Raw genomic sequence first — 18,485 nt, forward strand, 5'->3', positions numbered from 1 at the left:
GTACAGCGATAACCCCTTTAACTCCTGCAATATGAATAATACAGGTTTAGTCTACCCCCTACCTACTCCTCACCTACTCCTTGTCTATAGACAGGGAGAAAGGAAGGAGCAGGTAAGGAGCAGGTAAGGAGCAGATAGGTAGAAGATGAAGAGCGGGCAGGAATCCGAATTCCTAAAATTAATCAACCCAATCCCTCAAGCCCAACACCTCAAAACTCCGTCCGATACTCCTTCAATTCTTTCCGCAAAGCCAGCGCCTTTCCTTCGGTCAGTTCGTCAAGGAGCGCCCAGAAACGTTCACCATGATTCATTTCACGAGTATGAACCAGCTCATGCAGAAGCACATAATCTATCAAATGCTTAGGCAACAGCATCAAATAATAAGAGAGATTTATATTGCCGCGTGCCGAACAACTCCCCCAGCGAGAACCACTGGAAGTGATTTTCACGCCCTGGTAAGGCAGATTATACACCTGCGAAAACGCATATAGAACAGGTGGAAGGACAATCTTTGCATTACGCCGCAGAGCCTCTTCAATAACTTTTCGCAGCCACGCTTGCAATTGTTCGTCGGCAAAGTTCGCTCCCGGCGGACAGATAATCCGCATCGTGCCCAACTCCGAACGCGAAAGAAATCGTTCACCTTGCCCGCTTACCAGACTTAATTTGAAATATTCCGCATCAATCCGGAAATCCAAATCAATCAACGGACGATTACACTTCTGCCGGGCTACCCGTAAACGAGGGCGCAACTCCTCTAACGCATTCTTCACCTCCGCAAGCGTAACCCCCAAAGGTATGCTTATATGAATCGCATCTTCCCGCGTGCGAAAAGTCATGTGCCGGGCACGGGGATTCACTTTAATCAGCAAACGCCCCAATTCCTTATCTTCCAATACATTTTCCAAAGCAATAAAACTTTCTAATGAATAAATGGACAAATGAACGAAATATCTGAAAAAAAAAGAAATCTCACGCAACTTTTCTTGAGAAACCTGCGTCTAATAGAAAAATAAAAACAGTAATAATCAATAATCATAAAAACAGAAGGTCATGAAAAAGTTCGCCATTTTTATCGCATGTATCGGTTTAATCCTCAGTACAAGTGCCTGCTCGCAAAGTAAAAGTTACAATTCCGGAAGCTGGAACAGCAATAAAGTTGTCGCCAGCAAAAACTATGTAACGAAAGAGGTTAAAGTAGATAATTTCACCAGGCTCAGCGTTTCCGGAAGTCCGGACGTGATATTTACCCAGAAATCGGGAGGTCCTGAGGTGGAAATTTACACTTCGGACAACATTGTAGACCTGCTGGACATCAAAGTGAAAGACAACACTTTGTCGGTAGGTTTCAAGAGGAACGTCAATGTAACTTACAATAAGCTCGAAATACGCGTATCTGCCGAAATGCTGAACGGTGTTTACGTAGCAGGATCAGGAGATATAAACCTGAAAAACGGACTTAAGATCAATGAAAACTTAACTATCAGTATTGCAGGATCGGGAGATATCGAGGGTAGCAATATCCAATGCAACGACCTGAAGATATCAGTGGCAGGTTCGGGCGATATCACCACCAACAATATCACTTGCAACAACCTGAAAGTGACCGTATCAGGTTCGGGCGACATGGTATTGAGAAATGTAACTTCCACCGCTACGGAAGCAAGCGTGGCAGGTTCGGGAACGGCTGCCATTACAGGAACTACCGGAAACGCCTCTTACAGCGTATCAGGTTCGGGTGACCTCTTTACGGAAAACTACGAAGCCAAACGTGTCGATGCCAGTGTAGCAGGATCAGGCAACATCAAATGTTTTGTTACCGAATTTCTGAAAGCGCGCACCAGCGGTAGCGGCACCATAGGTTACAAGGGCAATCCGCAAGTGGATTATCCGAGAAGAGGCCTGCACAAACTTTAAAACCCTCTCTTTTATAAATTCAGTTATGTGAAAAGAATCGTTTTTCTGACACTTAACTATATGGAAGGCTTTTCTGAGAAAGCCTTCCATTTTTTATTTGTATGGCAAATACGGTGTGCGTATAGTGGCAGTAAAAAATAAAAGGGACACTGCATCTCGCGGCGTCCCAGTTATCTTAGTTAGTTATTTATAAGAAATTGAGAGAATTGAAACTTCACAGTCTCAAATTGTTGTTTTAATAAAGCACACTAACTATATTGTATTTAAAGCAAATGAAAATGTTATTTCTTTAACTCAACTTTCTTTTCCACGCGCTGCAAACTATCAAGTATTTGCTGCTCACTTGTAATTGTCACATCTCCCGAAAGGGCTACCGATGGCGCGGTAATTTGCTTACCGATGGTATCGACGGCGGCTACCTCTTTAATGTCATCAAAGAGTGAGTGTTGCATCACGTTACCTAAGAAAAGTACAATTGCCACTACTGCGGCGGCTTTGAACAACGGCATAAAGCGTGCAGTGAGCGTCAATCGCTTTGCCTTTACTACCGGAACTTCAACCTGGGCAAGCACACGGGCGTCGAAATCGTCACCTAAACCTGAAGCTTCCTCTTGCTGAAGCTGTTGATATAGAAACAAATCCCTGTAGCGAAGCAGATGTTCGGGAACATTGCTTCCGCCGAAAAAAGCACGCAACTGCGCCTCCTCCTCAAGAGAAGTTTCGCACTGCCAGTAGCGTTCCAAGAGTTGTTCTATATATTTACAGTCCATAACCTTCTATTTCTAAATACTGTTGCTTCACTTTCTGCCTCGCCCTAAAGAGATTTACCCTCACTTGGTCCTCCGTTAATTGCAGGATGACGGCAATTTCTTTATAGCTTTTCCCCTCTATATCGCGCAACTGCATAATCAGGCGCTGCGTTTGGGGAAGTTCATTAATCAATCGGTGGATTAACGTCATTCGTTCTTTCTCCACCAACAGATCATAAGGAGCGGATGCATCGGGAGTCTGTTCCATCTCAGGCGTTAGCTCTACAGTATGGGCGTCTTTCTTTTCGCTGCGGTCTATCGCCAGATTTCTTGCCACTGTCAGGCAATAAGCCTCAATAGAACCGAACTGCGCCCACTCGTCACGCTTGCTCCAGACTCTTATCATTGTTTCCTGTACAACATCTTCTGCTTCTGCCCTGTCGAAAGTAATCCGGAGAGCCAACCGAAAGAGTTTATCTTTCAGCGGAAGAATGTCATTCCGAAAACTGATTTCTTGCATCTCTATTAATAATGACGGTTAAGTATATGGAAAGTTACAGCTGCTCACTGTTTTTTTCTGATTATTTTTTGATGCGGGTTCCGCTATTCTCGTTAATTGCTGATGCTAAGGTTATTACCACCTCGGTGACTCCTGCATTCAAGGCTTCAAAAGAGTTCTCCAACTTGGGTATCATGCCTCCCTGAATAGTGCCGTCCGCCACATATTGCTCAAATTCAGCCGGAGTGATTTGCGGTATTACACTATCATCGTCGTTCTCATCACGAAGCACTCCCTTCTTTTCAAAACAGAATACCAACGTCACATCAAAGAGGGCGGCAAGCGCTTTCGCCGTTTCTCCGGCAATGGTGTCGGCATTTGTATTCAGCAGACTACCGGCGCCGTCGTGAGTCAAAGGAGCCATCACAGGCACTACTTCTTTATGAATCAGGTCGGCCAGAATTTCAGCGTTCACCTGCTTTACGTCGCCAACATAGCCATAGTCCACCTCTTTCACCGGGCGCTTTACCGAACGGATAACATTCATATCGGCGCCTGTCAACCCCAACGCATTGACGCCACGCGCCTGCAAACCGGCTACAATATTCTTGTTTACCAATCCACCGTACACCATTGTCACCACTTTCAGAGTTTCGGCATCAGTAATGCGCCGCCCGTTAACCATTTGGCTTTCAATACCCAGTTGGGCGGCAAGTTTCGTTGCCGAACGTCCTCCTCCGTGTACCAGTACCTTACGGCCTTCGATAGCTGCAAAATCATCCAACAATTTATGAAGGGTGGCTACCTCTTCCACGATTTTACCACCCACTTTAATTACGGTCAGTTTCTCTTTCATACGCTTATTCCAAATAAGTATATCCGTACAGACCTGAACGGTAGTTGGAAAGAAACTCTTTACCTTCTTCCAGTGAAATACGCCCTTCTTTCACGGATTGAGTCACCCAGGTTTCCAGCGTACGAACCAGCTTTTTAGGGTTATATTGTACATAATCAAGCACTTCCGCCACTGTTTCGCCATCTATCACCTGCTCAATGGAATATCCTTTTTCGCTGACGGAAACATGTACCGCATTCGTATCTCCGAAAAGATTGTGCATATCACCCAGAATTTCCTGATAAGCGCCCACTAAGAAAACGCCCATATAATAAGGTTCTTTGCTTTTCAGCGAGTGGGTAGGCAGATAGTGCGCCACGTTCTTGGTGGAAATGAAATTGGCTATCTTCCCATCCGAATCGCAAGTGATGTCCTGTAAAGTAGCCGAGCGGTCGGGACGTTCGTCCAAACGCTGAATAGGCATAATCGGGAATATCTGGTCGATAGCCCAGGAGTCGGGCAAAGACTGGAATAAGGAGAAGTTACAGAAATACTTATCCGCCAATAGCTTCGGTAAACCGCGAAGTTCATCGGGAGCATGTTTCAAACCGGCGGCTATCTGGTTTACTTCGCGCATGATAGACCAATAAAGGCGTTCAATCTGCGCACGCGTTTTCAAATCTACAATGCCGTGGCTAAACAAATCGAGCGCTTCTTCGCGTATCTGTTGCGCATCGTGCCAGGCTTCCAGCATTCTGTTCTGGTTCAGTGTGTCCCAGATGCCGTAGAGTTCCTGCACCAGTTCGTGGTCTTGTTCGGTAAGCTCTTCACTGTCATCCCATTCGGGCAAGGTAGTTGTTTCCAACACCTCAAAGATGAGCACAGAGTGATGGGCAGTCAAGGCTCGACCGCTTTCGGTTATTATATTCGGATGGGGGATACCATTCTTATCACTGGCATCTACTAACGTGGAGATGGAGTCGTTAACATATTCCTGAATGGAGTAATTGACACTGCTCTCACTGCTGGAAGAGCGTGTTCCATCGTAGTCAACACCCAATCCTCCGCCGATATCAACAAACTCTACTTTGAATCCCATGCCATGCAGCTGCACATAGAACTGGGATGCTTCACGAAGGGCAGTTTTAATGCGACGTATCTTTGTAACCTGGCTACCAATATGGAAATGTATCAATTTCAGACAATCTTGCATCCCTTTTGAACTCAAAAAGTCGAGAGCTTCGAGCAATTCGCTGGAAGTTAATCCAAATTTGCTTGCATCGCCTCCTGAATCTTCCCATTTGCCACTTCCGGAAGAAGCCAGCTTAATGCGAATGCCGATATTGGGTTTAACGTTCAGTTGCTTCGCCATCTTAGCAATCAATTTCAACTCGTTCATTTTTTCTACTACGAGAAAAATACGTTTACCCATCTTTTGAGCCAGCAACGCCAGCTCTATATAGCTTTCGTCCTTGTACCCGTTACAGATAATCAATGAGTCCGAATCCGAGTTAATAGCAATTACGGCGTGCAATTCGGGCTTCGAACCGGCTTCCAACCCGAGATTGAACTTCTTTCCGTGGCTGATAATTTCCTCTACCACCGGACGCATTTGGTTTACCTTGATGGGGTAGATGATAAAGTTCTCTGCTTTGTAATCGTATTCCTCGGCAGCCTGTTTAAAACATGAAGAAGTTTTCTCAATCCGATTATCCAGGATATCGGGGAAACGAATCAGCATGGGAGCTGACACGTCACGAAGCTGCAATTCGTCCACCAATTCTTTCAAATCGACACCGGCACCATTTTTACGAGGTGTTACTACTACATGACCCTTGTCATTGATACCAAAGTACGAAGTGCCCCAACCTGTAATGTTATAAAGCTCTTCTGAATCTTCAATACGCCATTTTCTCATTTTCTGTTACTGAAATGTTTGTTGTTTGACTTTCAACCTGCATTATTCATATTGTAGGAGTTAAAGGGGGTATCACCTCGGTAGATAACTTCTTTAACTACTCTAACTACTACAGTTATGAATAATTCAGGTTAGAGACTGTTTTGATTTTCCTTTTCTAAGTTATATCAGTTTCTTAATAGGGCAGCAAAAATACGACAAATCTTCAAATTTATTGCTTTCTTACCTGAAAATACACATTTGCAGGAGGTTAAAGCCCCAATAAGTTACGCAATTGTTGCACGGATTCTGTTATTTGCCGACGGTTTTCCAAATGTCCGGCATTAAAATGGTAACTTGCCTTATTATAATGCGGAGTGCGCTTTTCTAATGCATCCGTAATAAATGCACGCAGTTCGGCATCAGTTTTACCCCATAAGATAGGACGTTGTTGTGTGGCAACACGCAAACGGCGAAACAGAACATCGGGATGCACATCCAGAAAGACGGTCTGTCCATGTTGGTTCATATATTCCATGTTGTCAAAGAAACAGGGAGTACCTCCACCGGTGGAAATAATGACGTTTTCAAACTGGGCTACCTCGTGCAGCATGGCTTGTTCCATTTCACGAAAAGAGGCTTCTCCTCGCTCTGTGAACAGTTCACGTATGGATTTGTGAAAACGTTCTTCAATATACCAGTCCAAATCAATGAACGGTATATTCAGTTCGCGGGCAAAAGCCTTTCCTAAAGTTGTTTTACCGGCCCCCATGTAGCCGGTCAAAAAAATACGTACCATAAACACTTACCTTTGCGGACAAAGGTAAGCATAATTAACGAAATACCTTGATGCGTTCGCTCAGTTCTTTCACCTCTTTTTCACCCGGTTCGGCGGTAGGGGTTCCGAAAGGCATCTGCGCAATCAATTGCCAGGTATCGGGCAATTGCCATTCGTGCTGCACATCCTTGTCGATGAGCGGATTATAGTGTTGCAATGAAACTCCCAAACCTTTGTCTTCGAGCATCGTCCAGATAGCCAACTGATGCATGGCAGAGGTTTGTTGCGACCAGACGGGGAAGTTTTCGCTATAAGTGGGGAACGACTTTTGCAATTCCGCCACAATGGACTGATCCTCAAAAAACAGGATTGTACCGTAACCGCAAGAAAACGAGCCGTCTATTTTTTGTTCGGTCTGCTTGAAGCGCTCTTCGGGCAGGCGTTCTTTCAACCGGTTCTTTACAATATCCCATAACTTCCGGTGTTCGTCGCCCAGCAGCAGGACAACTCTTGTGGTCTGTGAATTAAATGCCGAAGGCACATTCTTTACTGCTGTGCGGAGGATATGCACAATCTCTTCATCCAACACCGGAGAATCGTTACTAATAGAATAATAAGTGCGCCGGTGTTCCAACGCCTCGGCAAATGTTCGTTGTCTAATCATATTAAGCCCTTTCTTTTCATTAATTATCACTTTAGAGGCTGCTTTTGAGTTTATTCAAAACAGATTCTAAGCTGTGTGTAGTGAAACAAATGAAAGAAATAGATTGTTCAGAATACCCGAACACTAAAGGACTTCCCCTTTAAGGTATGACTGGTACAGATAATCGGGATTCTCAAAATACAGACTACTATTAAAATTCTCTATCCCACGCGAAAGCCATGAATTATATACTTCAATAAGCGTCTCAATAGGTTTCTTATCCTGCTTACTACAGAGTTCAATGATCAGTCGCTTGTACACTTTCCCTATATCCCAATGAGTAGGGATTGCATATTTAGCAGCGGCAATATTGTCGAACATCCCTGTTTCAATATCACAGGCATCAATAAGCTCGTCAGTCACTTTATCAATGTTTTCACTATGATAGACATCTGCCAATTCATAAATATGCTGCAGTTTCTTCTTTCCTATGGCATTTACTACCACATTCCGGTGATTTTTAGTCTTTCTGCTGATGTATTCAATCAGACTACAAACAAAAAACAAATCATTGTACTCTTTCTTTTCTCGCCCTATCATAGTCATACCTCCTCGCTCTTAATAAAAGTGATGGATTTCAACGCTTCCGATGTGCAAAAGTTCACCTGATGAGTCGGATGCTTGAACTTTGCCAACACCCAGAATTGTTCCCTTGTCAGCACTCCGTTTATGAAATCTGATATATAATTATAGATTTGGTCATTCGCCATCGCTCCGATTACAACATCATAATGATGCTTCACTCCATTACGGCAGTTCACTATAAAATCAAGCCATTCTTCGGTCATTTCTGCAAAATGCAGAACGTCCAACACCGGGTTTAGTTCAAAATTATAAATACTGACTATCGGCGTTTCATAACGCTTTGCCCAACGAACAGCCTGTTCTTTCAGTTCTGTACAGTAAAAACCCACACCGAAATCCTTAGCATATCTGCCTTCTATTATTTCGGGAGTTTCTACCGGACAATATTCACCGTGATATATTTCCATAATTTCTAAACATTAGCTTAATAAATGCCTCGTTATAATTAGTTTACATTATAAACGCTAATTTAACGGAGAATTGATACGCGGACGACACGGATTAAACGGATGAACGCGGATTATCTCTATTAAGCATTCACACCTCCTGAATTTGCATTTAAGAAAAAGAATCCGCGTTCATCCGTCTAATCCGTGTCGTCCGCGTACCCATTCTCATCACTAAATTCTCATTTATAAGACTAATTTTAAACCATTACTTGACACAGTGAAAGATAAGGATTATCCGATTTTCAGCAAAACATTTGCTCTTTTTTCTCTGCATAATCTTCTTTCCCCGCTTCAGAATAAGCCAAACTGCACCTTATCAATAAAAAAATTAAGCATGCTTATTTTGTACTGCCTCCGGTTTACATTACCTTTGCATCTGATATGGGAAAGGAGAAATTTTACGTCGTATGGGTAGGCGTCAATCCGGGCATTTATACTTCCTGGACAGACTGCCAGTTGCAAATCAAAGGTTACAAAGGAGCGAGGTTCAAATCGTTCGGAACGCACGAGGAAGCCGAAAAAGCCTTTGCCTCTTCTCCGTATGAATATACCAAACGGGCACCTGCCACTACTCCCACTCCCAGGAAGGATGTCGATGCCCCTCTCCCCGCTTGCGTAGCAGAGAATAGCCTTGCAGTAGATGCCGCCTGTAGTGGCAATCCCGGAGCAATGGAATACCGGGGTGTGCATGTGGCAAGCCGGCAACAAGTGTTTCACTTCGGCCCGGTGTACGGCACAAACAATATAGGCGAGTTTCTCGCCATCGTCCACGGACTTGCTTTGCTGAAGCAGAAAGGATTCGATATGCCCATCTACAGCGACAGCGTGAATGCCATCAGCTGGATAAAGCAAAAGAAATGCAAGACAAAACTCCCACGCGAACCCAAGACGGAAGAACTCTTCAAACTGATAGAGCGCGCCGAAAAGTGGCTACGCGAAAATACCTATACTACCCAAATCATGAAATGGGAAACTAAACAGTGGGGAGAAATACCCGCTGACTTCGGAAGGAAATAAAACCTCTCGCTTTCATTCTCTGCTTGACTGCATCATTCGGAGGAGGTGTCGCATTTAAGATTTGAACTCAGAACTCTTTCGCACATACGCGTATGTATATCATGACTCGCCTCGCGCGCGCGTACGCGTATCCCGGAGTTTATACTTTTACCTACACACTTACACTCATGCCTCGCATCGCCTTGTTCATCGGCACTAGAGTAGTGGTGGCAGTAACTTTTCAGAATGTATGCAATCTTTTTACCTACACAGCACAAAACAACTATATTCCCCTCATTATCTTATAGTTATAGCCTTCTCTGCACAAAAATAGAGTATTTCAGCAACCTCTCATTTTCCTGTTTTTCTCTTCATAAAGAGAGCTTTTCGTAGCAATCAAACAATATTGCCATAGCTCTTTGTTGTTACACACCTGTCCTTTCAGTGACGTTCGGAGCAGGCATTGGTTATGTTAATCGCCTATGTTATTGCATTCACTCTTTATGTCTCTTGCTTTTAGAGCCAATACTTTAGATTTGCCCACAATTGTGGAGTATATATTTCACAGTCGTGGTTCATGTGATTCACATATATAAAGCATCTGTTTCACAATCGTGGTTAAATATAAAATAAGAATACGAAAGAAAGAAGGCATAAGCCATCCCGTTCTACCTTACAGTTGATGAACTATGGAATAAATGCGCCCGGTCTTATCATTATGCCACAAAACAAGGTTTTATCAAATCTTGCCCGTATCATTTCAGATGGCAGAATAAAGAAGATGAGAAAATCCATCGTTTGTTTGAACAAAATAATTATATTTGCGTCAAACGGAATAAATTAAATGAAAACATGTAAGGTGATGACAGATAGAGAAATAGAAGATAGAATGATATTTGCCTCTTCCTGTGTGGAAAGTGCGGCACGTGCATTGGGCATATCAGCCAAGGAAGCGTATCAGCGCATGAAGCGAGTCAACCTTATCAATGGATATATTTTGAAGCACTATGAGGTTATTCACAGTGAAAGCCGCAAGCATGTGACTGAAGATGTAGTGGGCTGCTTGCTGGATTGGGAACAACGAAAATTAGGAAAAGAGGCATAGGAAAACTTTAACCGAATATGCTAAGCGATATACTAATGTGGAACAAGATTGGTCGCATAGTCACCCTTGCAGCCAAGCAATTGAACATCGAACCGGAAAGAGCATTCGATGTATTTTATGAATCAAAGATATGTGAACGACTTCATGACTCCAAGGATTATCTCTACATGATGGGAGACCATTATATTGTAGATGAACTTGTGTTGGATTTGCAATCTCCACTACGAGCAATACCTATTACTCCGCCATCTTCACTTGAGAGACTCGGATATCATAGCAATATGGAAAAGAAAAATGATACTGTCTAACAACACTTTTTCATTTTCACCATTGGAGTTGATTGCTATTCACCCCGCCTTTTTACAGGCATTTACAAGTTTGCCGGGAAAATTCGCGACTATAACATTACAAAAGCCGAATGGGTGCTGAATGGGAAAACGGAGCCTTATTCCGATTACGAATTGATTAGTACCACGCCTGATTACGACTTTGCAGGACAAATAAGAAGCCCCATTGATAGTACAAACATTAAGGCATTGATTGAGAGCGCATTAACAAACAGAATCAATGACCGCGAAATGTTTATGAAAGGCATCGATTACTCGTACTATTATGAAGAAGATGAATAGTTAGTTATCTGAATGGGAATCCGCAAACAGCACCTTCTTCAATTTCTGGTACAAGAAAGACAGCACAAGCAGCATAACGCCCAGCAGGATAAAGACAATAATCTTTCCGACTGTTGGCAACAGCCACAAATCGACAATGACCAATTTTAACAGAACAACGCCGAAAACTGCCAGGCTAATCATACGCAATATCTTCAGATGCAGACGCATCCCCAAAGACATCTGGACAAACCCTGCAATACCTAAAGAAATAGATAAAGCAGCACTCAACTCTTCTTCCCAACCAAGCAGATGCAACATATTATTAACAGCAACCGCAAACAGAATCGTGGAAGCAACCCCCACAAACGAAGTCATCAGGTTCGAACTTTTCTGCCGGAAGTCAAACGAACGATAGTAACAGGCAGCCAACAGGAACAAATGAATAATTACAACTGCTAATGTCGCCCATTGTAGCATAAGCAGCACTGAACCACCATAGCCATTGGATAGCCACGATAACCGGACGAACAAACAAAGGGAAAGTCCGACTGATATTGCATAAATAGTTTTATAAGTATCTATGCCAAAACGTTTCCTCAATCCTACCAGCAACAACAGTAATGTCAGACAGGTAAACGCCAGGCAAACAGCATTCATCAAGGAAGAATCATCAATATTCAAATAGAAGTCAACAATAAACGAGAGGTAGATAATGCCGCATCCCGCTAACCAAGCTATCGCATTAAAAGGAACATAAGGCATCTTCGATGTTGCCGTGAATAAAGCCTTCCGGCGTTCCATCAACCAGGCAAAAACGCCAAACGCCACGCCGGTAAATATCCCGGTTGTAAACGTTCCGTTCAACAGCAACGAACGGGCAGTATTATCAACCATTGCATTCGTTATATCCATGAGGAAAGAAAGAACCGTCAGCCAAAGAAGTGCCTGTATGAAACGAACGTACACCGGTTGCCGGAACCGGATAAAAAGCCAAAGAAGAACCACCACTTCCGTCGCCCATAGCAAAGTAATGAAAGTTCCATCCAACTGAACAGGTACGCTGAGCGACGCAAAAGTCAGAAACATTCCGTTCAACAGCGTAAACAACAATCCCTTATCGGCTTTCCGCTTACGCACAATAAATGCGATAAGCACGTTCACCAATGCGATAAACAATGTGAATGCCCCTTTGATATTATAAGCCAACTGCCACTCACGCAAATACCATAAAGCAAAAAGGAGATACAGGAAATTATTCAATACTACGACAATCAGCAGCAGTTGGTTGATTTTACCGCCCTTCGTACGTACTATGATAATGATCGGTAACAGAAATATCAGAAAAAACAATGTAGCAAAAAGCAACAGGTTAACCAACTGCCCACTCTGTGCGGAATCCAGATCCGTCACCAGCGAGTAGCCCAGCATAATCAAATAGGTTGCAGTAAAACAGATAATCGGCAGTTCTCCCCACTTCTTGTATATCGACAATCCGAACATTCCCATATTCAGGATAGTCAGGTAAGTGAACAAGACCAGATAATTCCCCGCTCCGTTGCTAACCAGGAAAGGGGAGATAAAACCACCTACCAATGCAATGACCGCCAGTTCACGATGATTATAAAAGACAGCGAGAAGTGACATGAATACTGTCAGCACCACAAGTATGATAAAAGCGGCGGTCTGACTGAACAAACCATAATAATGATAGGCCATGCTCACCGTCACATAGAAGATTGCAAACGCTCCTCCTGCCAACAGGGAACTGAATGTACGATAAGTCCCCTTAAGTCGTTGTGACAAAAGCAGTAACCCGCTACCGACAACAAATCCGAGTACTGTGCGGAATACTTCATTGATCCAGTTCTTGTCAATCGCATACTTGACAAACAATCCCATACCGACAACTAACACCAGGATACCGATTTTACCGAACAGATTCTCTCCTATATATTTTTCGTAATCAACTTTTCTCTTCTTGTTGGTAAACGCGGACGGTTTGACGACAGGCTGGAGAATAATCTTTTCCTCCGGCTTAGCAGTAGCAACCTGTTTTTCCGGCTTACCATCCACAACCGTCTCTACAATCCGGACAGGAGAGTCCTCCTCTCTATCTACCGCAACAGACACGTTCTCCGTTGTTTCCACAGGTTCTTCTATCGGCTTCTCAATCGTTGTCCTGACTACTTGCTCACGGACTTCCTCTACAGGATTGGCTCCGGCCTGGCTTACTTTGGCTTGTTGTTTTTTAAGCGCTTCCAACTGAGCCTCAATTTCTTTTCGGAAATCGTGCAAATCTTTCTGCAAAGAATCTATGTGAGTTTTTACCCTACTTATGTGAGAATGCAGGTTAATCCATGCAACTATAATCAGTATAACAAGTAAAACTTCCATAATCTTCAATTAATGTACGCCAAGGTACGGATTGATTTTAAGCCAAAGACTGCATATCATTCAAGCGCTTGTAGTATCCGTTTTTCTCCAACAAGGCTTCATGTTTGCCGCGTTCCACGATTTCTCCTTCATAGAGCACGCAGATTTCATCCGCATTCTTGATCGTAGAGAGGCGGTGGGCAATGGCAATCGTTGTCCGGGTTTTCATCAAGCGTTCCAAAGCCTCCTGCACCAGGCGTTCGGATTCCGTATCAAGGGCAGAAGTAGCCTCATCCAGAATAAGTATAGGCGGATTCTTCAATATGGCGCGGGCAATACTGATGCGCTGGCGCTGTCCGCCGGAGAGCTTGCCGCCACGGTCACCGATATTCGTATCGTACCCATGTTCCGTTTCCATGATAAAGTCGTGGGCATTCGCTATTTTTGCTGCTTCAATAACGTCTTCCAATGTAGCATTCTCCACACCAAAAGCTATGTTATTAAAGAAAGTGTCATTGAACAGGATAGCCTCCTGGTTTACATTCCCTATCAAACCACGCAAATCGTGAATACGGAAATTCTTGATATTAACACCATCAATCATGATTTCGCCCAAATGTATGTCATGATAACGCGGTAACAAATCAACCAATGTTGACTTACCCGAACCGGACTGCCCGACCAGCGCAATCGTCCGCCCTTTGGGAACAGCAAGATTGATATGCTTCAACACTTCCCTCTTTCCATCGTAGCTGAAAGAAACGTCCTTAAACTCAATCTTATCATTCATCCCATGCAGAGGAAGCGGATTTGCAGGTTCCTTAATCGGATTCTCCGCTTTTAAGATTTTATCCACACGCTCCATGGACGCCAACCCCTTCGGAATATTGTATCCTGCCTTAGCAAAATCCTTTAACGGATTGATGATACTGTACAGAATAACCATATAGAAAATAAATGTGGAAGCGTTAATTGACGACGAATTATCCCCTAAAATCAACAGACCGCCAAACCAAAGGACAAACACAATCAGAATCGTACCCAGGAGTTCACTCATAGGATGGGCCAATGCCTGACGAACAGCCACTTTATTGGTTGCATTGCGCAGTTCGTTGCTGCACCTCGAGAAACGGTCTACCATTTTGTCTTCTGCAATGAACGCTTTGATTATACGCAAACCGCCCAGCGTTTCTTCCAGCTGCGACATCGTGTCACTCCATTTACTCTGGGCTTCCAAAGATTTACGTTTCAGTTTCCTGCCGACTTTCCCCATTACCCAAGCCATTCCGGGCAATACCAATACAGTGAATAACGTTAATTGCCAACTGGTTATAATCAACGTTGTGAAATAGGAAAGAATCAAAATCGGATTCTTCAACAACATGTCCAACGAACTGGTAATAGAGTTCTCTATTTCTCCCACGTCGCCGCTCATACGGGCAATGATATCTCCTTTCCTTTCCTGAGAAAAGAATCCAAGCGGCAGATGCATTACTTTAGAGTAAACCAGGACACGGATATCACGAACAACTCCCGTACGTAGAGGAACCATAATAGCCGAAGAGCCGAAATAGCAGGAGGTTTTCAACATGGTCATGAATGCAAGAGAAAGCCCGATAAATAACAAGGTCATCGTCGACCCATAAGAATCTATCATTTGAGTGACATAGTAATAGAAATTGTTTATGGCAACACTTTTCACATCGTCACTGCCCCACTCCATGTATTGATATACCTGGTCGTTTTCACCTGTCTTGAACAGGATATTCAAAATAGGGATTAGTAAAGTAAATGAAAACACATTGAATACAGCCGATAAGATATTGAGCACAATCGCCCATCCTATGTATTTCTTATAAGGCGATACAAAACGTCGCATCAATTGCAGGAATTCTTTCATTACATGTTATTTAATGAGTTAAGGGTGCAAATATACAAGAAAATCATTGAACAAAATAGAATAAAAAGGATAATTAACGCGAATTATCCGCTATGCAACCATAAACAATGTAGAATATGCTCTAAAGAAAAAAATAGAATAAAAGACAACCTGTCTGCTGTGTTTGCATCGGAAATTTTACATAAATCAATAAAATCCATGCAGTATTTAAGTTAATATCTCATTTACTTGTTATATTTGCATTTGGAAATTTTATATAATCAATAAAAAACGGGGAAGCAGAAAGAATGAATAAGATTGCATTTGTTGTTGTAAGGTATGGAGAGGGTATCAATGGAGGAGCGGAATATCATTGCAAAATGCTTGCCGAAAGATTAGTGTGCAATTATCAGGTAGAAGTACTAACTACTTGCGTAAAGAATTATAAGACCGGCGGAAATGAATACCCTGAAGGAGAAGAATACATTAATGGGGTTCTTGTCCGCCGATTCAAAGTAGAGCCTGTTAACGAAGAGATGAAGCTTAGCTTTGTTAAGAAAGCCCGCAAAGCCTTCAAACTCAGAAAAGCCTTATATAAAGTCCGCCTTCTTGCTCCTCTATCTACTTTATTCCCTGTTTGGACTTACAGGCAGAAATGGGAAATAGACATGCATAAAAGCAGTGTATTCTATTCTCCTTCCCTCTTTTCTTTTATTAAAGAACATAAAGCTGACTACAAAGTATTTATCCCTTTCACGATAGACTATCCGCTTGCGTACTATACAGCACAATATGCGCCGGAGAAAACGATCATTATCCCAACCCTGCATTACCACCAGGCTGCTTTCCGATCGATTCAGACTCATATTTTCACCAAGGTTGCCTATATCGGTTTCAACACTCGTGCCGAAGAAAAACTTGCCCAACGTACCTTCGGTCCTTTCATGTCACCTCATGGCATTATTAGTGTAGGATACGAATTGACTCCCCCAGCCGATTGGAATACCACATCTTCAAAATATCAACTTCCTCCGGAATATTTGTTATATGTTGGAAGAGTGGCTTCTAACAAGCTACATGATATCTTTGATTATTTCATCACCTATAAAGAAAGATATAAAGACTCACAACTAAAATTCGTTGTAGTAGGCGGATTGTTCTGTGAAACTTATCAGCATCCGGATATTATATACACGGGATTTGTTGACGAGGCTGAAAAGACTGCAATCATAGAACATGCAAAGATAGTAATCAACCCCTCCAGATTTGAGAGTTTGTCACTCATTCTACTTGAAGCTATGAGCTTGAAAAAGGCAATGTTGGTCAACGGACGTTGCAACGTTCTCAAAGAGCACTGCAAGAAGAGCAAGTACGCCGCATTGCCTTACTCCAACAGGCAAGAGTTCATGAAACAATTGCATAGAGTTGATTCTTCCGAGGAGTTAAGAACAGAGATGGGAGAAAAAGGCTTCAATTATATCCGGGAAAATTACAACTGGGATTTAATAATGCAAAGACTTACAAATTGTATTGAGCGCATTTCTGCGCAAAATGTTTAGTTTGCATTATTCATACTGCAGGTTGAAGCATCGGAATCCCGGAGCCAAGGTTGACATCTCCCAAACTGCCTCCAAACCCAACAGCCGTTTTATTGAGAATTACACCTCCGGATAAGCCGGCTGTTCATGGTTTCCATCCTTGATGGTTTTCAGTTGGAAGAGTTTGTCAACCAGAAACAAGTCTTCGGGGTAGGTTACCTTCATGTTGAAGTTCTCGCCCGGCACAATGTAGACAGGAATCTCCGGCAAGTATTTCAGGATTACGCCGCAATCATCTGTGGTTTTAAAGCCCGGGTCTTGCAGTGCCAGTTCGTAGGCGCGCTTGATTACGCCACGCTTGAAACATTGAGGAGTTTGTACGTTCCTTAATACCGCACGGTCAGGTATAGCCTTGATTGTATTCTGCTCCGTGACTTCAATTATTGTATCAGTTGCCGGTATTGCTACACTTACGGCAGAATAAGAATCCAGCGCCACTACACAGTCTGCAATAATCCTGTCGTTTACCAACGGGCGGACGGCATCATGGAAAAGAAGGTTTATATCATCGTCATTATAAGCGCAGATAGCTGCCAGACTGGAGTGATAGCGTTCCTTTCCACCGCAAAGTATCTTTTTGACCTTCACCCATTGGTTGTTCAGTACAATCTGCTCCATATCCGTAATGTAATCCGGGTTACAGACAACGGCTATCTCATCAATCAAATCGCAATGCTCAAACACATCAAGGGTGTGTTCGATGATTTTCCTTCCTGCGACCTTTAGGAATTGTTTGGGCAAGTCTCCTCCCAATCGATGGCCTGCTCCACCGGCTAAAATTACAGCTACATTCATTGTCTATAAATTAAATTCTGTTACGTCCCCAGAGGCTGTATTGTTCATACCGCAGGAGTTAACCTGTAGTGTTCATACCGCAGTCTCTCAAGCACAGCGCAAAGATAACGCTCTTTCCGAAACTGACCTAACGAAAACAGGGTTTTGGAATAACCACGCCAGGACACCTTCCAGGGCATGAACGGTGCTTACCGGGGCACGATCGGTGCTTGCCGGGGCACGATAAGTACTTACCGGAGCATGAAGAATAACCTTTCCGGGTATGATTAAGGATAATCTTAAAAAATCTTCCTCCTTCTCTTTCCTCTCTCCTTCCTCTTCAGCGAACTTCCGGTTCGCGTCTTCCGAGTTCCCCTTCGGGGGGAACTATAGAGGAGGGGGAATTTATGCTATGCTATGCTGTGCTATGCTATGTGTACCAGATGTTACATTTTGAGGGATTAATGTTACATTTTGGGGGATAAATGTTACGCTTTCGACCTCCGTAATACATTCGTCCTGATTCTTTTTACCGCGATAGACAGGGGAGTCTTCCTTTGCAATCTCCTTGCTCCCAGACACTTCTCCGTCTGCAAGCAGGCAGTAGCCGGTGTCTAAGTGTGAAATATTCCGCCGACGGGTACTGTTTTGGTACATGCTCGCCGAGATTTCTTCGTAAAACAAACGGTCGGCACGTCATCCTGAGTGGTCACTATAATAAATATAGAACAATTCGA

The 18,485-nt window shown here is 43.2% G+C and carries 18 protein-coding genes and 1 pseudogene; 6 read left to right on the top strand and 13 right to left on the bottom strand.

The features are described from left to right. Positions 1 to 209: 209 nt before the first annotated feature. The gene (locus B2Z67_RS09710; RefSeq protein WP_291529645.1) at positions 210 to 914 is read right to left on the bottom strand and encodes a SprT family zinc-dependent metalloprotease; all 705 of its coding nucleotides are present in this window, start codon (positions 912 to 914) and stop codon (positions 210 to 212) included. A 139-nt stretch (positions 915 to 1,053) separates the two neighbouring features. Between B2Z67_RS09710 and B2Z67_RS09715 the strand changes: the two genes are divergently transcribed. After that, on the top strand, positions 1,054 to 1,917 hold the full coding sequence (locus tag B2Z67_RS09715) for a head GIN domain-containing protein (protein ID WP_291529627.1): 864 nt from the start codon (positions 1,054 to 1,056) through the stop codon (positions 1,915 to 1,917). A gap of 281 nt (positions 1,918 to 2,198) precedes the next feature. Here the strand turns inward: B2Z67_RS09715 and B2Z67_RS09720 are convergent, their stop codons facing one another. The 8 genes from B2Z67_RS09720 to B2Z67_RS09755 form a co-directional block, all read right to left on the bottom strand. Beyond that, positions 2,199 to 2,687, bottom strand: coding sequence for a hypothetical protein (locus tag B2Z67_RS09720; RefSeq protein WP_291529628.1), 489 nt, complete (start codon positions 2,685 to 2,687; stop codon positions 2,199 to 2,201). Continuing rightward, positions 2,677 to 3,186 carry an RNA polymerase sigma factor gene (locus B2Z67_RS09725; RefSeq protein ID WP_291529629.1) on the bottom strand — a complete coding sequence of 170 codons (510 nt, stop codon included), beginning with the start codon at positions 3,184 to 3,186 and terminating at the stop codon, positions 2,677 to 2,679. Before B2Z67_RS09725 ends, B2Z67_RS09720 begins: the two co-directional genes overlap by 11 nt. A gap of 61 nt (positions 3,187 to 3,247) precedes the next feature. Further along, entirely contained in the window at positions 3,248 to 4,021 is a 774-nt protein-coding gene (argB, locus tag B2Z67_RS09730; protein ID WP_291529630.1) for an acetylglutamate kinase, read from the bottom strand. A gap of 4 nt (positions 4,022 to 4,025) precedes the next feature. After that, a complete protein-coding gene (speA, locus tag B2Z67_RS09735) occupies positions 4,026 to 5,918 on the bottom strand; it encodes a biosynthetic arginine decarboxylase (protein WP_291529631.1) in 1,893 nt (630 codons plus the stop codon). A gap of 250 nt (positions 5,919 to 6,168) precedes the next feature. Continuing rightward, positions 6,169 to 6,696 (bottom strand): shikimate kinase, encoded by a 528-nt coding sequence (locus tag B2Z67_RS09740; RefSeq protein WP_291529632.1) that lies wholly within the window; start codon positions 6,694 to 6,696, stop codon positions 6,169 to 6,171. A 34-nt stretch (positions 6,697 to 6,730) separates the two neighbouring features. Then, positions 6,731 to 7,339, bottom strand: coding sequence for a nitroreductase family protein (locus tag B2Z67_RS09745; RefSeq protein WP_291529633.1), 609 nt, complete (start codon positions 7,337 to 7,339; stop codon positions 6,731 to 6,733). A gap of 123 nt (positions 7,340 to 7,462) precedes the next feature. After that, positions 7,463 to 7,924 carry a hypothetical protein gene (locus B2Z67_RS09750; RefSeq protein WP_291529634.1) on the bottom strand — a complete coding sequence of 154 codons (462 nt, stop codon included), beginning with the start codon at positions 7,922 to 7,924 and terminating at the stop codon, positions 7,463 to 7,465. Beyond that, positions 7,921 to 8,370: a DUF3990 domain-containing protein gene (locus B2Z67_RS09755; RefSeq protein ID WP_291529635.1), complete on the bottom strand. Its 450-nt coding sequence runs from the start codon at positions 8,368 to 8,370 to the stop codon at positions 7,921 to 7,923. The genes B2Z67_RS09750 and B2Z67_RS09755 overlap by 4 nt, the downstream gene beginning before the upstream one ends. A gap of 423 nt (positions 8,371 to 8,793) precedes the next feature. Between B2Z67_RS09755 and B2Z67_RS09760 the strand changes: the two genes are divergently transcribed. The 4 genes and pseudogenes from B2Z67_RS09760 to B2Z67_RS09775 form a co-directional block, all read left to right on the top strand. Beyond that, positions 8,794 to 9,429: a ribonuclease H family protein gene (locus tag B2Z67_RS09760; protein WP_291529636.1), complete on the top strand. Its 636-nt coding sequence runs from the start codon at positions 8,794 to 8,796 to the stop codon at positions 9,427 to 9,429. A gap of 823 nt (positions 9,430 to 10,252) precedes the next feature. Next, a complete protein-coding gene (locus B2Z67_RS09765) occupies positions 10,253 to 10,513 on the top strand; it encodes a DUF3791 domain-containing protein (protein WP_291529637.1) in 261 nt (86 codons plus the stop codon). Between the two features lie 35 nt (positions 10,514 to 10,548). Further along, the gene (locus B2Z67_RS09770) at positions 10,549 to 10,821 is read left to right on the top strand and encodes a DUF3791 domain-containing protein (protein ID WP_291529638.1); all 273 of its coding nucleotides are present in this window, start codon (positions 10,549 to 10,551) and stop codon (positions 10,819 to 10,821) included. Between the two features lie 207 nt (positions 10,822 to 11,028). Next, positions 11,029 to 11,142: pseudogene (locus B2Z67_RS09775) on the top strand (cell filamentation protein Fic); the annotation flags it as partial. Here the strand turns inward: B2Z67_RS09775 and B2Z67_RS09780 are convergent. Further along, the gene (locus tag B2Z67_RS09780) at positions 11,143 to 13,518 is read right to left on the bottom strand and encodes a DUF2339 domain-containing protein (protein WP_291529639.1); all 2,376 of its coding nucleotides are present in this window, start codon (positions 13,516 to 13,518) and stop codon (positions 11,143 to 11,145) included. 37 nt (positions 13,519 to 13,555) lie between these two features. Next, complete coding sequence (locus B2Z67_RS09785) at positions 13,556 to 15,397, bottom strand: ABC transporter ATP-binding protein (protein WP_291529640.1); 1,842 nt, start codon at positions 15,395 to 15,397, stop codon at positions 13,556 to 13,558. Positions 15,398 to 15,684: 287 nt separating this feature from the next. On the opposite strand from B2Z67_RS09785, the gene B2Z67_RS09790 reads away from it, so the two are divergent. Then, the gene (locus B2Z67_RS09790; protein WP_291529641.1) at positions 15,685 to 16,935 is read left to right on the top strand and encodes a glycosyltransferase family 4 protein; all 1,251 of its coding nucleotides are present in this window, start codon (positions 15,685 to 15,687) and stop codon (positions 16,933 to 16,935) included. 99 nt (positions 16,936 to 17,034) lie between these two features. On the opposite strand, the gene ispD is transcribed toward B2Z67_RS09790, so the two are convergent. Together ispD and B2Z67_RS09800 are read right to left on the bottom strand one after the other, a co-directional pair. Continuing rightward, positions 17,035 to 17,769: a 2-C-methyl-D-erythritol 4-phosphate cytidylyltransferase gene (ispD, locus tag B2Z67_RS09795; RefSeq protein WP_291529642.1), complete on the bottom strand. Its 735-nt coding sequence runs from the start codon at positions 17,767 to 17,769 to the stop codon at positions 17,035 to 17,037. A 384-nt stretch (positions 17,770 to 18,153) separates the two neighbouring features. Beyond that, positions 18,154 to 18,405, bottom strand: a complete 252-nt coding sequence (locus tag B2Z67_RS09800; protein WP_291529643.1) for a hypothetical protein — start codon at positions 18,403 to 18,405, stop codon at positions 18,154 to 18,156. Positions 18,406 to 18,485 lie beyond the last annotated feature (80 nt).

The organism is Bacteroides sp. UBA939, from assembly GCF_002293435.1.
Classification (GTDB): Bacteria; Bacteroidota; Bacteroidia; order Bacteroidales; family Bacteroidaceae; genus Bacteroides.